The 15,282-nt window shown below is 72.1% G+C and carries 11 protein-coding genes; 8 read left to right on the forward strand and 3 right to left on the reverse strand.

Annotation, left to right across the window (positions count from 1 at the left end; all coding sequences use genetic code 11):
- Positions 1-61 precede the first annotated feature (61 nt).
- Positions 62-2,128 carry a SpoIIE family protein phosphatase gene (locus FB157_RS34385; RefSeq protein ID WP_145884590.1) on the reverse strand — a complete coding sequence of 689 codons (2,067 nt, stop codon included), beginning with the start codon at positions 2,126-2,128 and terminating at the stop codon, positions 62-64.
- Positions 2,129-2,304: 176 nt separating this feature from the next.
- Here FB157_RS34385 and FB157_RS34390 point away from each other — a divergent pair, with 176 nt between their 5' ends.
- The gene (locus FB157_RS34390; protein WP_145884591.1) at positions 2,305-4,767 is read left to right on the forward strand and encodes a SpoIIE family protein phosphatase; all 2,463 of its coding nucleotides are present in this window, start codon (positions 2,305-2,307) and stop codon (positions 4,765-4,767) included.
- Between the two features lie 38 nt (positions 4,768-4,805).
- On the opposite strand, the gene FB157_RS34395 is transcribed toward FB157_RS34390, so the two are convergent.
- Complete coding sequence (locus FB157_RS34395; protein WP_145884592.1) at positions 4,806-5,627, reverse strand: SDR family oxidoreductase; 822 nt, start codon at positions 5,625-5,627, stop codon at positions 4,806-4,808.
- 80 nt (positions 5,628-5,707) lie between these two features.
- On the opposite strand from FB157_RS34395, the gene FB157_RS34400 reads away from it, so the two are divergent.
- Complete coding sequence (locus tag FB157_RS34400) at positions 5,708-6,313, forward strand: TetR/AcrR family transcriptional regulator (RefSeq protein WP_145884593.1); 606 nt, start codon at positions 5,708-5,710, stop codon at positions 6,311-6,313.
- A 90-nt stretch (positions 6,314-6,403) separates the two neighbouring features.
- On the opposite strand, the gene FB157_RS34405 is transcribed toward FB157_RS34400, so the two are convergent.
- On the reverse strand, positions 6,404-8,350 hold the full coding sequence (locus FB157_RS34405) for an acyl-CoA dehydrogenase (protein WP_145884594.1): 1,947 nt from the start codon (positions 8,348-8,350) through the stop codon (positions 6,404-6,406).
- Between the two features lie 394 nt (positions 8,351-8,744).
- Between FB157_RS34405 and FB157_RS34410 the strand changes: the two genes are divergently transcribed.
- The 6 genes from FB157_RS34410 (at position 8,745) to FB157_RS34440 (ending at position 15,143) form a co-directional block, all read left to right on the forward strand.
- Positions 8,745-9,428 carry a ScbR family autoregulator-binding transcription factor gene (locus FB157_RS34410; RefSeq protein ID WP_145884595.1) on the forward strand — a complete coding sequence of 228 codons (684 nt, stop codon included), beginning with the start codon at positions 8,745-8,747 and terminating at the stop codon, positions 9,426-9,428.
- Between the two features lie 121 nt (positions 9,429-9,549).
- Positions 9,550-10,788 carry a cytochrome P450 gene (locus FB157_RS34415; RefSeq protein ID WP_145884596.1) on the forward strand — a complete coding sequence of 413 codons (1,239 nt, stop codon included), beginning with the start codon at positions 9,550-9,552 and terminating at the stop codon, positions 10,786-10,788.
- Positions 10,789-11,065: 277 nt separating this feature from the next.
- The gene (locus tag FB157_RS34420) at positions 11,066-11,722 is read left to right on the forward strand and encodes a ScbR family autoregulator-binding transcription factor (RefSeq protein WP_145884597.1); all 657 of its coding nucleotides are present in this window, start codon (positions 11,066-11,068) and stop codon (positions 11,720-11,722) included.
- A gap of 339 nt (positions 11,723-12,061) precedes the next feature.
- Positions 12,062-12,313 (forward strand): hypothetical protein, encoded by a 252-nt coding sequence (locus tag FB157_RS34430; RefSeq protein WP_145884598.1) that lies wholly within the window; start codon positions 12,062-12,064, stop codon positions 12,311-12,313.
- A gap of 116 nt (positions 12,314-12,429) precedes the next feature.
- On the forward strand, positions 12,430-14,637 hold the full coding sequence (locus FB157_RS34435; protein WP_261386722.1) for a cation-translocating P-type ATPase: 2,208 nt from the start codon (positions 12,430-12,432) through the stop codon (positions 14,635-14,637).
- Positions 14,634-15,143 (forward strand): copper chaperone PCu(A)C, encoded by a 510-nt coding sequence (locus FB157_RS34440; protein ID WP_145884600.1) that lies wholly within the window; start codon positions 14,634-14,636, stop codon positions 15,141-15,143. Before FB157_RS34435 ends, FB157_RS34440 begins: the two co-directional genes overlap by 4 nt.
- Positions 15,144-15,282: the final 139 nt, after the last annotated feature.

A 15,282-nucleotide genomic window follows, 5' to 3' on the forward strand; every position in this document is an offset into this window, starting at 1 on the left:
TCTCCAACCAGAGTCCCACCGACGGGCGAACCCCACCAAGCGGATGGAGCGGCGCCTCGGTCTACAGGGCCCGTGCGACGAGCAGGGCCACGTCGTCGTGGTCGTCGGGATGGCGCAGGCCGTACAGCAGCCGGTCGCAGGTCTCCTCGAGCGGCCGGCGGGGATCGTCGAGGAAGCCGAGGAGGACGGAGAGACGGTCGTCGATGGGGTGCTGCCGGGTCTCCACGAGGCCGTCGGTGTACAGCACCAGCAGGTCGCCGGGGGTCAGTTCGGCCGTCGTGGTCTCGAACGGGATGCCGCCGACACCGAGCGGGGCCGCGGCGGGCAGGTCGAGGTACACCGGCGCCTGACCGGGCCGCGCCAGGGCGGGCGGCATGTGTCCCGCGTTGGCGATCGTGCACTGCCTGGTGCGGGGGTCGTAGACGATGTACAGGCAGGTGACGATGTAGTGCTCCAGATCGCAGGTGATCTTGTCCAGGTGCTGGAGCACCGCGCCCGGGGCGAGGTCCAGGTCCGCGTACGCACAGGTGGCGGTGCGCAGCCGGCCCATGGTGGCGGCCGCGTCGATGCCGTTGCCCATGACGTCGCCCACCACCAGGGCGGTCTTCGCGTCGGCCAGCGGGATGACGTCGTACCAGTCGCCGCCGACCTCGCTGGTCGCCTGCGCCGGCTGGTAGCGGGAGGCGAGTTCCAGGCCCGGGTGGTGTGGCGAGTGGTCCGGCAGCAGGCTGCGCTGGAGTGTGAGCGCGGTGTTGCGCACGCTCTGGAACCAGCGGGCGTTGTCGATGGCGACGGCGGCACGGCTGGCCAGCTCGCCGGCCAGGACGACGTCGTCCTCGTCGAAGGGCAGCGGGTTGCGGGTGCGCTTGAGATCGAGGGCACCGAGCACCTCGCCGTGCGCGATCAGCGGCACGGCCAGATACGAGTGCACGCCGGCCTGGGCCAGGAGCTCGCCGGACTCCGGATCCCGGGCGATCTGCCGCAGATCCCGGGCACCGACGTGGCGCACCATGACCGGCCGGCCGGTGTGGACGCACAGGGTGACCAGGCGGTCGCCGTCGTACGAGGCGACGTTGCCGGGCGCGCCGGCGGCGCGCAGCGCCACGGTGGGGTGAGCCGCCTTGAGGGCGAGGGCGCGGAACAGTTCGGGGCCGTTGTCGGGCCGGCGGGCGCGGCGCAGGGCCAGCGCGGAGTCGAGGACGTCCACGGCGACCACGTCAGCGAGCACGGGCGTGCAGATCTCGGCCAGCTCGAGAGCGGTCTGCTCGACCTCCAGCGTGGTGCCCACCCGCGCGGAGGCGTCCGCGATCAGCGCCAGACGCCGCCGGGCCCGGTCGGCCTCGGCGGCCGCGTGGTGCCGCTCGGTCACGTCGACGACCGACGTGGCCGCGCCCAGTACCCGGCCGCCCGGGTCCTCCAGCCGGTAGAAGGACAGCGACCAGGCGTGCTCGTGCTCGGGATCGGCCGGCGGATGGCCCACGTGGTACTGGTCGAGGAGAGGCATGCCGGTGGTGAGCACCTGGCGCAGTGCGGACTCGACGGTGTTGACGTCCGGGAACGGCAGGGTCTCCCGCAGATGACGGCCGATGTGGTCCTCGGCCGGGATCCCGTCGATCCGCTCCAGCGCCGGATTGACCAGCAGGTACTTCAGATCGGGGTCCAGGAGGGCAAGCCCGATCGGGGACTGGTTGATCAGCCGCTCGCACAGCGCCAGGTCGGTCTCGACGCGCTGCAGCAGGGTGTGGTCGGCCGCGATGCCAAGGGCGTACACGTCGCCGAGGTCGTCCAGCAGCCGCATGGTGCGGAACTCCGTCAGCCGGCTGCTGCCGTCCTTGTGCCGCACGGGAAAGGCGCCGGCCCAGCCCCGGCCGGTCTCCAGCACCTCCGTGAACAGGCTCACCACGGCCTGCAGATGCTCGGGACGGATCAGCAGCCGTACCGCGAACTTCCCCAGGACGTCCTCCGCCGTGTAACCGAAGAGGTCCTCGGCCTGCGGGGTCCAGAAGACGATGCGGCCGCGCGTGTCCAGCGCCACCGCGGCCACGCTCAGCATGTCCAGCAGGCCGGTCGGCCGCGGCGGCTCGGGGCTCTGCACGTCGTCGTCGGCGCGCAAGGATTCCGATGCCATGCCAGAACCACCTCCAGCGGCCGGTCACCCGTCCGTGCCGGTACGGCCGCACGCCCGGGCGCCGATGAGCGTCACCTCCATGCTGCCTCCAGGGTTCCGCCTGCCCCAACCGCAGCACCGGCCCATGCGTATCCAGCGGACAAGCAGGACCATGGTGGAGGAAGAGGATGGAGCAGATGGAACCACCGCGAGAGGGTTTCGACGCGTCCGCATCCGTGGCACCGAGTGGTCTCCTGGACGCCTCCACCGACGCCGTGGCGGTGATCTCGGCGGACGGCGTCGTGGTCGGCTGGACCAGGGGCGCGGAAGCGCTGCTCGGCCACCGCGCGTCCGAGGTCGTCGGCCACCCCGCCGCACGCCTGCTGGCGGTGCCCGCGGATCCGGCCCGTGCTGCCGCGATCGCGCAGCGGTGCCGCGCCGGGATGGGATGGAACGGCGTCGTCCCCGTACGGCACCGGGACGGCCGCCGCGTGGAGCTCGATCTGCGGGTCTCCGCGGCCTTCCGGATGGGCGGGCAGGAGTGCTTTCTGCTCTCGGCACGGGAGCAGCGGCCGCAGTGGACGGTCGGCCAGTCCGTCCTGGACGGATTCCTCACCCGCTCACCGGTCGGCATGGCCGTGATGGACCTGGAGCTGCGCTACGTCTGGCTGAACGACACGCTGGAACGCTTCGGCGGTGTGCCCAGGGACCAGCGGCTGGGACGCCGGCTGAGCGAGCTGTTGCCCGGGCTGCAGGCGGACACCCTGGAAGGCCTGATGCGCAAGGTGCTGGCGACGGGGGAGCCGGTCACCGACTACGAGTATCTCGGCTGGAGCTGGGCCGATCCGCACCGCCAGCGTGCCTACTCCACTTCCTTCTTCCCTCTGGTGAACGCCGGCGCCGGCATCACCGGGGTCTGCTACATGGTCCTGGACGTCACCGAGCGCTGGACCGCCCGCCGACTGCTGTCCCTGGTCAACGAGGCCGGCACGAGCATCGGCACGACCCTCGACGTGCTGCGGACCGCTCAGGAACTGGCCGACTTCGCGGTGCCCCGGTTCGCGGACTTCGTCACCGTCGACCTCCTGGAGCCCGTGTTCAGCGCCGAGGGCCACGGAGCCTGGCTGACCGACGCCGGGCCGCCGCCCGTCCGGCCGGTGATGCGCCGCGCGGGACTGCAGTCCGTGCGGGAGGGCTGCCCCGAGGCCCTGGTGGGGATCGGTGAGGAGGTCGACCTCCTGCCGCCGCCCCATGACATCAACCTCCTGATCAGCGGCGATCCGTTCCTCGTCCCGACCCTCGACCCGAACGACGCCCCGTGGCTCGCCGAACAGCCCGAGCGAGCGGCCCGCATCCGGGAGTTCGGCCTGCACTCCCTCATCTCCCTGCCGATGCGGGCGCGGAACACGGCGTTGGGCCTGACCACGTTCGCCCGCTCGCTGAACACGGTCCCGTTCGGGCAGGACGACGTCCTGCTGGCCCAGGAACTGGTGGCACGGGCGGCGGTGTGCGTCGACAACGCCCGCCGCTACACCCGGGAGCACACCGCCGCCGTCACCCTGCAGCGCAGCCTGCTGCCCCACGTCCTGACCGGCGGAACGGCGGTGGAGGTCGCCTCCACCTATCGTCCGGCGGACCCCACGGGCGGCGTCGGCGGTGACTGGTTCGATGTGATCCCGCTGTCCGGCGCTCGCGTCGGACTCGTCGTCGGGGACGTGGTGGGTCATGGGATCACAGCGGCGGCGACCATGGGGCGGCTGCGTACGGCGGTGCAGACCCTCGCCGACATGGAGATGCCTCCCGACGAGCTGCTCGCCCACCTCGACGACCTGGTGCTGCGGCTGACCGACGAGGAGGCCGACCGTGCCCCGGCCGACCGGAACACGGCGACGTTCATCGGCGCGACCTGCCTCTACGCCGTCTACGACCCGGTCTCCAGGCGGTGCTCGATGGCCCGGGCCGGGCACCCGCCGCCCGTCGTCGTCCCCCCGGACGGACACGGCTACTTCCCCGACGTCCCGGCCGGGCCACCGCTCGGGCTGGGCGGCATGGCCTTCGAGGCCGCCGAGATCGAGTTGACCGAGAACAGCCTCCTGGGCCTCTACACCGACGGCCTCATCGAAGGAAGCGACGGGGACGTGGAGTCGCGCATGGCCCGGCTCGCCGAGGCGCTGGGGCGGACCGGCACGGACCTCGACGAGCTGTGCACCTCCGCCGTGCGGCAGTTGGTGTCCGCGCCACAGCCCGACGACGTCGCCCTCCTGCTGGCCCGTTCCCACACCCTCGCCGCGGACCAGGTGGCGTCGTGGGACGTGCCCCCCGACACGGCCGCCGTCGGACACGTCCGGGCCGCGGCGACCCTCCAGGTGATGGACTGGGGCCTGGTGGAACAGGCCCTGACGACGGAACTCATCGTCAGCGAACTGGTCACCAACGCGATCCGCTACGCCGACTCGCCCATCCGTCTGCGGCTGCTCCGCGACGCCCGCCTGACCTGCGAGGTCGCCGACGGCAGCAGCACCGCCCCCCGCCTGAGGCACGCCCGCAGCACGGACGAGGGCGGCCGGGGACTGTTCCTGGTGGCCCAGCTCGCCCTGCGCTGGGGCGCCCGGTACACGGCCGAGGGGAAGATCATCTGGGCCGAGCAGGAGATCCCCTGAGGCCTGCCCGGCACCGGCGGGCCCATTCCGGGCGAGTCTCAGCGGAACGCCGCGGCGTTGCGCGCCGCCCATGCCGCGAAGGGGGTCGCGGGGCGCCCCAGGATCCGCTCGACGTCCCCGCTGACCGCCTGCTCCTGCGGGGTCGGCTCGCCGAGGACGGACAGGGTTCCCTCCACCACGGCGCTCGGCATGAACCGCGCCATCTGCGCGCGGGCTTCCTCGCGGCTCTGTTCCACGAAGGTGACCGGTTCGGCGATGGCCTGCGCGAGGGCGGCGGCCCGCTGCCGGGGTGTGGTGGCCTCGGGACCCGTCAGGGTGTACGTCATGCCCTCGTGCCCGCCCCCGAGCAGGACCGCGGCGGCGACCGCGGCCACGTCGTCAGGGTCGACGAACGGCAGCGCCACGTCGGCGAAGGGTGCCGCCGCGGTGCGGTGGTGCCGGACGGGCTCGGCCCAGGCGAACGCGTTCGAGGCCAGCCCGCCCGGGCGCAGCACGGTGAAGGCGAGTCCGGATCGGGCCAGGGCCGCCTCGAAGCCGGCGGCGTGCGCGTAGCTGTGCGGCCGGGTGCCCACGCCCTGCGAGGACACCAGGACCACCTTGGTGACACCGGCGGCAGCCGCCTGCTTCAGGATCCCTTCCGGATCGTCCCCGGCGACGAGCAGGAACAGTGCCGTCGCGCCCTCCAGCGCGGGACCGAGACCGGCCGGCTGCCCGAGGTCGGCGGCCACGGCCCGCACCCCGGCCGGGACGTCCTCGGGGGTGATGTGCCGGGCCACCGCGGTCACGGCCGCCCCTTTCGCGGCCAGCTTCGCGACCAGGGCCCGCCCGACGTTCCCCGTACCACCCGTTACGACGATCATGACAGCTCCTCGACTGAGTTAGTTGACTAACTAAGTCGCTACGCTAGCCGGTCCGTCCCGTGCTGTCTATTCTTAGTCAGGTGACTGACTCAAAATCTGGTACGGCGGCCGGATCCGCCGGCTCCCGGCGGGGCGGCAAGCGTGAACGCCTGGTCGAAGCGGCCGTCCAGGTCTTCCACCAGCAGGGCGTGGAGAAGACCACCCTCGGGGACATCGCCCGGGTCGCCGACGTGCCCCTCGGCAACGTCTACTACTACTTCAAGACCAAGGACCAGCTGGTCGAGGCCGCGGTGGAGGCCCATTGCGACCGGCTCACCCGGCTCACGGCCCGACTCGAGGAACTTCCCGACCCGGCCACCCGTCTCAAGGCCCTGGTGGCCGGCTGGGTCGAGGAGCGCGAGACGGCGGCCCGCTTCGGCTGCCCGTTCGGCACCCTGGCCACCGAACTGGACAAGCGCGACGACGGCCTGGACCTGGCCGCCGCCCAGGTCATGCGGACCCTGCTCGACTGGATCGAGGGCCAGTTCACCGCACTGGGCCGACCCGACGCCCGCGCCCTCGCCGTCGAACTGGTCGCCGCCTACCAGGGCATGTCGGTGCTCACCAACACCCTGCGCGACCCCGGACTGATGGCCGGCCAGGGCGAACGCCTCCAAGCCTGGATCGACGGCTTCGCACAGCCCTGATCCAGGCTCTCACGCCCCGCTGAGCACCGGGCGCGGATCGCCCCGGCCGCATCTCCTGGGCGTGCCGCTTCCCGCGGGGTGCGCGGCCGGCTACTCGGCCGCCGTCGCATAGTCGGCGAGGGAGATGTGGCCCGAGTTGGCCAGCGGGATTCCCTCCAGGTAGGCGGCCGGCAGGTCGAAGCCCTCGACCAGCTCCGTCATGTGCGGGGCGAGGCCGCGCACCGCGTCGTCCAGCAGCTGGGGCAGGGCGCGTACCTGCTCGGCGGACAGATGGCCGTCGGCCAGCAGGTCCCCGGTGTGCTCGCGGAGCTGCTGCAGCAGGAACAACACGCAGAGCCGCTCCAGCAGATCGCGGGCCTCGGGGTCCGCCGCCCGGGCGACCGCGTCCAGGAAGGCGTCGGCCGCCCGCAGCCGGGCGTGCACCGAGACCATCTCCAGGGCGGCGGAGGAAGCGCCGTTCCAGCGCTCGACCGGATCCCCGGAGGGCCCCTGGCGCAGCGCGGCCCGGGCCCGGTCCTGCCAGCCGGCCTCGGCCCGGGCCAGCAGCCCGCGCAGGTGCCGGGGATCCGTCAACCGCTCCACCCCACCGGGGTGTTCGGGCGCCTCTCGCGGCGGCTGGTGCTCGAAGAGCATCTCGGCGGCGGCCTTCACCCAGATCACCAGGTTGTCGCCCTCGGCGGTGATCGTGCCCTCGACGTACTGGGGGAACTCGGACAGGCCGTTGGCGGCGAACAGGCCCTGCGCGCCGCAGCGTTCCCGGCACTCGACGGTGATGTCCCGTGCCTGCCAGGTGATCCAGCTCTTGGCGATCGCGACCAGCCGCTCGGTCTCCGCCTGCTGCCCGGCGTCGTGGCCGGCGTGCACGGCGGCCCAACGGGCGAGCACCGAGCGGTGCAGGAAGGTCATGGCGTAGGCCGAGGCCAGGCCCTTCAACAGCCGCCCGTGGTGCGAGCGGTGGGCGTTGACCGGGATGCGCTCGCCCGCGCGGGGCCCGCTGACCTGCCGCTGGTCGCCGTAGCGGACGGCTATGGCGAGCGCGGCCCGGGTCGCGCCGACGGCGGCGCCGCTCATGCACAGCTTGCCCATCGTGACCCGGCCGATGGACTGCAGGAACCGCTTGCGCCGGTTGCCGAGGCTGCTGTGGAAGCGGCCGTCGGCGTCCAGACGGCCGTGCTCGGACTCCAGCAGGGCGTCACGTGGCAGCAGCACCCGGTCGAAAGCGGTCAGGCAGTGGTCCACCGGGGCACCGGTGCGCAGGGGCAGCCTGCGGACCCGCACTCCCGGCAGCAGGCCGTGCTCGTCGCTCAGCGGGGTCAGGAACAGGAAGACACCCTCGTCCCGGCCCTCGACGATGAGGCGGGCGGCCACCACGGCACTCTTGGGCCCGCCGGTCATGCTGGTGTTGGGCATGAACTTCTGTGCGCCGACGTGGGGGGTGTTCAGCACGAATCCGCCGGTGGCCGGGTCCAGTTCGGCGGTGGTCGCCAGGGCCGAGGCGTCGTTGCCGTGGTCCAGCTCGGTGCACAGGAACGTGCCGGTGCGCCGCAGGGTCGCGAAGTCGGACAGGTCCCGGCGCCCGGCGCCCTCGTGATCGAGCAGACTGCCGAGGAAGAGGTTGTAGTGGATGCTCGCCACCGTGCACAGGCCCCCGCCGCCGTCCACGATCGCCGCCCACTCGTGCAGCCCCGCCAGCAGTTGCGGGTCGTCCGCGAGCGGCTCGGCCCCTCCGGCCGTGTCGTTCACCAGCCGCAGCCACTCGTAGGAGAGGGCGGCGCGCTCGGCGGGTCCGAGGCCGGGACGGTGGCGGAACGTGTCCTTCGAGATGAGGTCGCGCCACATCCCATGGATGTGCTCCCGGTCGTCGCCGTCGAAGAGGAGCCGGGCCAGCTCGCCGGACACGGTGCCGGAGAACACTCCGGCGGGTCCGGCATGCGGACCGTCGGTCCGGAACGTGTCCGGACCAAGTGCCTGATCCGTGTCGAAGTGCTCGATCTCCGGCAAAGAGGGGAGATGTACCTGGGGTGTCAGAAGGGTCATGGCCCTCTCCCGTCGTCGCTGAACCGGAAGGGTGTGGATGCGCAGAGTCAGAAGATACGGACCTCCCGGTTTGCTTATCAAGCCAAATTTCTGCCAACGGTGGCCGAACTTCGGTGCCTTGGGGACACTCCCCGGCCTCAGAAGTAGGCGCCATGCTCAACTCCGGTCCCGTCCGGCGGACTTCCCTGAACCGGCAGATGCTGCGGGAACGTTGAGATACCGGGCGACAGGTTTTATTGTGGCGGTCAGCGACGGCTCGGCAAGTTCCCGCGTACCTGGTGAGGAGGGGCGCATTCACATGGTTGAAAGGCCATCTTCCGAGGTGGCAGGATACGTACCTGTCGGTTTCTTTTTGTGGCCGACCGGTCCGTGAAGCCAGTGCGGAGGATGTGCCGTGGCCCTGCAGGAACGAGCGATCAGGACGAGGCGCAACATCCTGGTGGCAGCCGCCGACGTGTTCGCCGACGTCGGCTACGAGGCGGCGACCATCTCGGAGATCCTCCAGCGGGCGAACGTCACCAAGGGCGCCCTCTACTTCCACTTCTCCTCCAAGGAACAGCTCGCCCAGGCGGTCCTGACCGACCAGTTGAAGTCGGTGCCGGAATCGCCGCCGCGGGAGCTGGTGCTCCAGGAGGGACTGGACGCCGGTTTCCTCCTCGCTCATCTGCTGGGCTCGGGCGACCCCATGGTGCGTGGCAGCATCCGCCTCACCGTGGACCAGGGGTCACCGCACGACGGGCTGGACCGGCGGGTGCCGATGGCCTCCTGGGTCGACTACAACGCCGCACTGCTCGAACGGGCGAAGGCGAACGGGGAGGTGCTGCCCCAGGTCGACGTGGACGCCGCGGCGAAGGCCTTCGTGGCCGCGTTCACCGGGGCACAGGTGCTGTCCAAGATCATGAACAACCATGCCGACCTGATGGAACGCGTGGTCGACCTCTACCGGCACCTGATGACCAGCATCGCGGTCCCCGCGGTGCTGGTGCGCCTGGACATGTCGCTCGACCGGGGCCGACGCGTCTACGAAGAGGCCATGGAGCTGAGCGCGGAACCACAGGAGGCGCCGGCCGTCGGCTGAACGAGGTCTCTCCGCGGACCACGGACACCGGCACCGCTCGGAGCCGGGGAAGCGGACATCGCTGCCATGGGCACGTCGCAACGCCACCACGTGATGCAGAACCGACCCAGGGAGCACATCGATGGAAGAGACCGCCTGCCCTTACGCCCTCGACCTCACCGGCCAGGACCATCTGGGGGAGGCCGCGATGCTGCGCGCCCAGGGCCCCGCGGTCCGGGTGGAGCTGCCCGGAGGCGTGCTCGCCTGGGCCGTCGTCCGGCAGAGGTACGTGGAGCAGCTGCTGACCGACCCGCGCGTCTCCCGCAGCGCCCGCCTGCACTGGCCGCCGTTCATCGAGGGGAAGATAACGCAGGAGTGGCCCCTCTACCCATGGGTGGCGAACGAGAACATGCTGTTCGCCTACGGGGAGCACCACACCAGGCTGCGCCGGCTCGTCGCCGGCGCGTTCACCGCGCGACGCTCCGAGGCACTGCGCCCCCGGGTGCAGGAGCTGTCGGCCGAACTGCTCGGCGCACTGGCGGCCCTCCCGGCCGGCACCCCGGTCGACCTGCGCACCGCGTACGCGGAAGTGCTGCCGCTGCGGGTCATCTGCGAGCTGTTCGGCGTGCCGCAGGGTGCCGAGACGGACGCGCTGTCCGCGGCGTTGAGCACGGTGTTCAGCTCCACCGTCAGCGGCCAGGAGATGGAGGCAGCCCGGCTGGAGGCCTTCGGGCGGCTCGCCGCACTGGTCAAGGCCAAGCGGGAGCGGCCCGGTGACGACCTGACCAGCTCCCTGATCGCGGCCCGGGACCAGGGGGACCGGCTCACCGAGGACGAACTGCTCGGCTCCCTCTTCATGTTCATCGCGGCGGGACAGGACACCACCGCCACCCTCATCACCAACGCGGCCGGCGCGCTGCTGACCCACCCCGAGCAGCTGGCGCATCTGCGCGCGGGCCGGGCGACCTGGGCGGACGTGGTCTCCGAGACCATGCGGGTGCACACGCCCGGTGCCTATGCACCGATGCGGTTCGCGGTCGAGGACATCGACCTCGACGGGGTGCGGATCAGCAAGGGCGACTGCATCCTCGTCAGCTTCGCGGCCGGCGGCCACGAGACCGACCGGCACGGCCCGGACGCGGACCGCTTCGACCTGTTGCGCGGCGGCGACCGGGACATCCTCGGCTTCGGCCACGGAACCCACCGCTGCCTCGGCGCACCGCTCGGGGAGATCGAGGCCGCCTCCGCTCTCGCCAAGCTGTTCGACCTGTTCCCTGACGTGCAGCTGGCCTGCGCCCCCGAGGAGTTGGCCCCGCTGCCGACCTTCATGCTCAACGGATTCCGGTCGCTGCCCGTGCTGCTGCGTCCGTCGGTGTCCTGAGCGCGCGGGCGGACACGTCCGCCGCAAGTCCGCCGCCCGTCGAGGGCGGCGGACTTCCTTGTGCACCACGGGAGCGAAGTCACGTCCTTCATCCGGCCTTCTCGCTTCCGTAGGCCAAACCAAGCACGCGGTTTGCTTCGTGGCCGACGGAGTGTCAGGTCACTCCGACTCAGGAATCTGCCTGGTCCCCGGTGTTTTCGGTCTGGCGGCCCGTCAGGCCTTGCCGTGCCGCACCCACATAAACATACTGAACATGCGGTTATTAGAGGAGGGCGTCATGGTCAAGCAGGTACGGGCGGTTCGCACACGGCAGGCCCTCGTCCGCGCGGCGGCGGAAGCCTTTGCCCACGACGGATACGCGCGCGCGTCCCTGCCTGCGATCAGCAGGCGGGCCGGGGTGAGCGCCGGCGCGCTGCACTTCCACTTCCCGAGCAAGGACGCTCTCGCGAGCGAGATCGAGTGCGCGGCGGCGCGCACGGTGGAGGAGATGACCGCGCACTGCCGGGCCACAGGTGGCAGCGCGCTGGGGGCACTCGTGTCCGCGATCCGCCAACTGGTGGTCGCGTTAGCGGCCGATCCGGTCATGCGGGCCGGGCTGGCGCTCAGCGGAGACCCCGCACGCGACGGCGGGACCGCGGTGGTGGACTCGTGGCACGGCTGGGTGCGCGACGTGATCGGCCAGGCGCAGGCGGCGGGAGAACTGACGGACGACCTCTCGCCCGAGTGCGTGGCCGGGGCCGTGGTGGCGGCGACGGTCGGCTTCGAGGTCCTCGGCAGCGGGGACCGGGACTGGCTGCCGAAGGACCGCATGGTGGAGTTCTGGACCAGTCTGCTGCCGCGGCTGGCCACTGTGCCCGGACCGGACTTCACCCGGGTGCTGGAGAGCGAGGCGACCGGCGACCGGGACGCCGAGAACAGCATGGCGGGTCTCTAGGCCCTGTCGTCAAATTCCCGTCTGCCCCACGACGCCTGGCACGCACTCTCGCCGCACCGGGCGAAAGCCCAAGTACGTCCAGTACGAGGACTTCCGCCCGGCACGCCGAGAGCACGCACCAGACGCCGCGAGGCCGCCCTTCGGGCGACGACGGGAATTTGACGACAGGACCTAGGACGGCCCGGCCCGCAGAGCAGGCGGCTCGGCGGCGCACGGTCGCCGTCCGCGTGACGCGTGCCATACCTGGGCTGCGGAACTCGGCGCCTCTCCGGCCCGACTCCTGAAGCGCTACGGCTCCGACCAGGTGATGCCGTACGACGTGATCTGGAGACGCGCTTGATGGACGAGTCCCGTCAGTCCCCCTCCGGTGCGGGCGTGGTGCTGCGCACAGCGGTGCCCCCGCCCGCCCTCTGCGGATTCCTTCTGTTGCTGGCCCTGCTGTTCGCGCTGTCGTACGCCGTCGGCGCCGCGGCCGGACCCGTCGCCCCCGGCATGCACGGCCCCGGCACCGGCACCGGCCCTCGCGGCGGTGCCGGCGCAGGCATCGACGACGGCGGCGACATGGGGCGGATGCACGGGGGAAGCCACTGATGGGCGCGGAACCCGCGGTCGCGGACCTGACGACCACCGACCCGGCAACCGTCGACCCGGCGACCACCGACCCGGCGACCGCCGGCCTGACGACCACCGACCTGGCAGTGGGCGGGATGACCTGCGCGGCCTGTGTGAAGCGCGTAGAGAAGAAGCTCGGCCGACTCGACGGGGTCACGGCGGTCGTCAACCTGGCGACCGGGCGGGCTCGCGTGAGCCACCCGGCGCGGATCAGCCCCGAGGAACTCGTCACGGCCGTCGAGCAGGCCGGGTACACGGCAGAGATCCCGCAGCGTCCCGAGAAGCGGCTGCGCGAGCGTGGGGGAGGAGCGGGCCCGGAAGAGGAAGCACGTCAGGAGGCACGGCAGGAGCGTGACAGGCTCCTGGTCACCGCGCTGCTCGCGCTGCCCGTTCTCGTCCTGTCGATGGTGCCCGGCCTGCAGTTCCGCAACTGGCAGTGGCTGTGCTTCGTGCTGGCCGCCCCGGTGGCCGTGTGGGGGGCCTGGCCCTTCCACGAGCTGGCGGTGCGCGGGCTGCGGCACTCGGCGGCCACCATGGACACCCTCGTCTCCCTGGGGGCGCTGGCCTCCTTCACCTGGTCGGCGTACGCGCTGTTCCTCGGCGGCGCCGGGGATCCCGGCATGCGGATGCCGTTCACCCTGCTGCCCTCCGCATCGAGCGGTGCCGCGCATCTCTACCTCGAAGCGGCCGCCGGCGTACCGCTGTTCGTGCTGGCGGGCCGCTTCCTGGAAGCAAGGGCCCGGCGTGGGACCGGGTCCGCGCTGCGGTCGCTCGCGGAACTCGTCGCCAAGGAGGTGGCGGTGCGCGAGAACGGCACGGAACGGCTGCTGCCCATCGAGGAGCTGACGGTCGGGCAGGTCTTCGTGGTGCGGCCAGGAGAGCGGGTCGCCACCGACGGTCAGGTGGTGGAGGGCGGTTCCGCGGTGGATCTGTCCCTGGTCACCGGAGAGAGCGCGCCCGTCGAGGCCGGGCCGGGCTCCGCGGTGACCGGCGGGTCCCTCAACACCGGCGGACTGCTGCTCGTACGGGCCACGGCGGTCGGCGCCGACACCCGACTCGCCCGGATCACCGAGCTGGTGACGGAGGCGCAGGCGGGCAAGGCGCGGGCGCAGCGGCTGGCCGACTCGGTCGCCGGTGTCTTCGTGCCGGTCGTGCTCGCGCTGGCCGTCACGTCGCTCGGGTTCTGGCTCGGTGCGGGCGCCGATCCGCAGGCCGCCGTCACGGCCGCGGTGGCCGTCCTGGTGGTGGCGTGCCCGTGTGCGCTGGGCCTGGCGACCCCGACCGCGCTGATGGCGGCCACCGGCCGAGGGGCCCAGCTGGGTGTCCTGGTCAGCGGCCCGCAGGCCCTGGAGGGGCTGCGGCACATCGACACGGTCGTCCTGGACAAGACCGGCACCCTCACCTCCGGCCGGATGAGCGTCGCCAGGGTCACCGCCGTACCCGGCGGGCTCGGAAGGGACGCGGCGCTGCGGCTGGCCGCCGCGGTCGAACAGGGCTCGGAGCATCCACTCGGCAGGGCCGTCACCGCTCACACCCCCGGCTCGCTTCCGGCAGTGAGCGGCTTCCGGGCGGAGGCCGGCCGGGGCGTGTACGGACGGGTCGAGGGGCGGCTGGTCGAAGTCCTGGCCCCCGACGACCACTTGCCCACGACGCTGGCCGAGGCGCTGCCGGTGGCAGAGGCCGCCGCACACACGCCGGTCCTGGTCCGCGTGGACGGGATCGCCGAGGCGCTGATCGAGGTCGGTGACGTCGTACGGCCCGGGGCCTACCGGGCGGTGGACCGGTTGCGGCGCCTCGGCGTACGGCCGGTGCTCGCCACCGGCGACCGCGAGGCACCCGCGCGGGCCGTCGCCACGGAGCTGGGCATCGAGGAGGTGCACGCCCGCTGCACACCCGAGGACAAGGCGTCCCTCGTACGAGACCTCCAGCAGCGGGGCCATCGGGTCGCCGTCATCGGGGACGGTGTGAACGACGCGGCCGCGCTGGCCGCCGCCGACCTGGGCATCGCCATGGGCGGCGGCACTGATGCCGCCATCGGGGCGGCCGACGTGACCCTGGTGCGCGGGGACATCGAGGTCCTCGCGGACGCGGTCCGCCTGGCTCGCCGCACCCTGGGCACCATTCGGGCCAACCTCGCCTGGGCGTTCGGATACAACCTCGTGACGGTGCCGCTCGCCCTCGTGGGCCTGCTCACCCCGATGGTCGCCGCGGCGGCGATGTCGGTCAGTTCGCTGCTGGTGGTGGGCAACAGCCTTCGGCTGCGTACCTGGCAGCCGTCCTCTGCCGGGAGGCGTACCCGATGACCGAGCAGAGCCCGTGGCGTCCCACCCGGCGCCGGCTGACCGACACCCTCCTCGCGGCCCTCGCACCCGTCACGGCGTGCAGCCTGGCCCTCGGCGGCCTGACCACGTGGGTCGGCGCCGGGAAGGCGGGCAGCCCGGCCCGCGTCACCGTTTCGAAGGCGCGGGTCCTCCTGCCGTACGGCGACACGAAGGAGACGGCCGCCTTCTTCGACCTCTCCAACGCCGGCGGCGCAGACGACCGGCTGGTCGAGGTCACGTCCTCCCGAACCGGCGGCCGGATCACTCTCAGCCGGCATCGCAGCACCGGCTCAGGAGCCGCGACCAAGACCGACACCGACTCGGCGGTCGTCCCCGCGGGCCGCACCGTGTCCATGTCGCCGCACGGCCTGGACGTGAACCTGCGGGCCGGGGCCGGGTGGCGCACCGGTGACCTCGTGCCGTTCACGCTGCACTTCGAGCACGGCGGGGCCGTCGAGGCGCTCGCGGTGGTGATCCGCCCCGGCTGACGGCGGTCCCGGCCTCCCCTCGGATGTCGGATCGAACGCGTCACCCGTTCCCGCCATATGAGGTGTTCTGGATCACATCACGCCGGTTGAGTGACACGGCGGGGGAAATTCCGTACCGACGGATGATGACGGACAGCCA

The organism is Streptomyces sp. BK340 (assembly GCF_007827595.1).
Taxonomy (GTDB): Bacteria; Actinomycetota; Actinomycetes; order Streptomycetales; family Streptomycetaceae; genus Streptomyces.

Bases quoted from the DNA above. Each gene is read 5' to 3' on its own strand.
- FB157_RS34385 (WP_145884590.1), bottom strand. From the start codon at position 2,128: ATGGCATCGGAATCCTTGCGCGCCGACGACGACGTGCAGAGCCCCGAG.
- FB157_RS34390 (WP_145884591.1), top strand. From the start codon at position 2,305: ATGGAACCACCGCGAGAGGGTTTCGACGCGTCCGCATCCGTGGCACCG.
- FB157_RS34395 (WP_145884592.1), bottom strand. From the start codon at position 5,627: ATGATCGTCGTAACGGGTGGTACGGGGAACGTCGGGCGGGCCCTGGTC.
- FB157_RS34405 (WP_145884594.1), bottom strand. From the start codon at position 8,350: ATGACCCTTCTGACACCCCAGGTACATCTCCCCTCTTTGCCGGAGATC.
- FB157_RS34415 (WP_145884596.1), top strand. From the start codon at position 9,550: ATGGAAGAGACCGCCTGCCCTTACGCCCTCGACCTCACCGGCCAGGAC.
- FB157_RS34420 (WP_145884597.1), top strand. From the start codon at position 11,066: ATGGTCAAGCAGGTACGGGCGGTTCGCACACGGCAGGCCCTCGTCCGC.
- FB157_RS34430 (WP_145884598.1), top strand. From the start codon at position 12,062: ATGGACGAGTCCCGTCAGTCCCCCTCCGGTGCGGGCGTGGTGCTGCGC.
- FB157_RS34435 (WP_261386722.1), top strand. From the start codon at position 12,430: ATGACCTGCGCGGCCTGTGTGAAGCGCGTAGAGAAGAAGCTCGGCCGA.
- FB157_RS34440 (WP_145884600.1), top strand. From the start codon at position 14,634: ATGACCGAGCAGAGCCCGTGGCGTCCCACCCGGCGCCGGCTGACCGAC.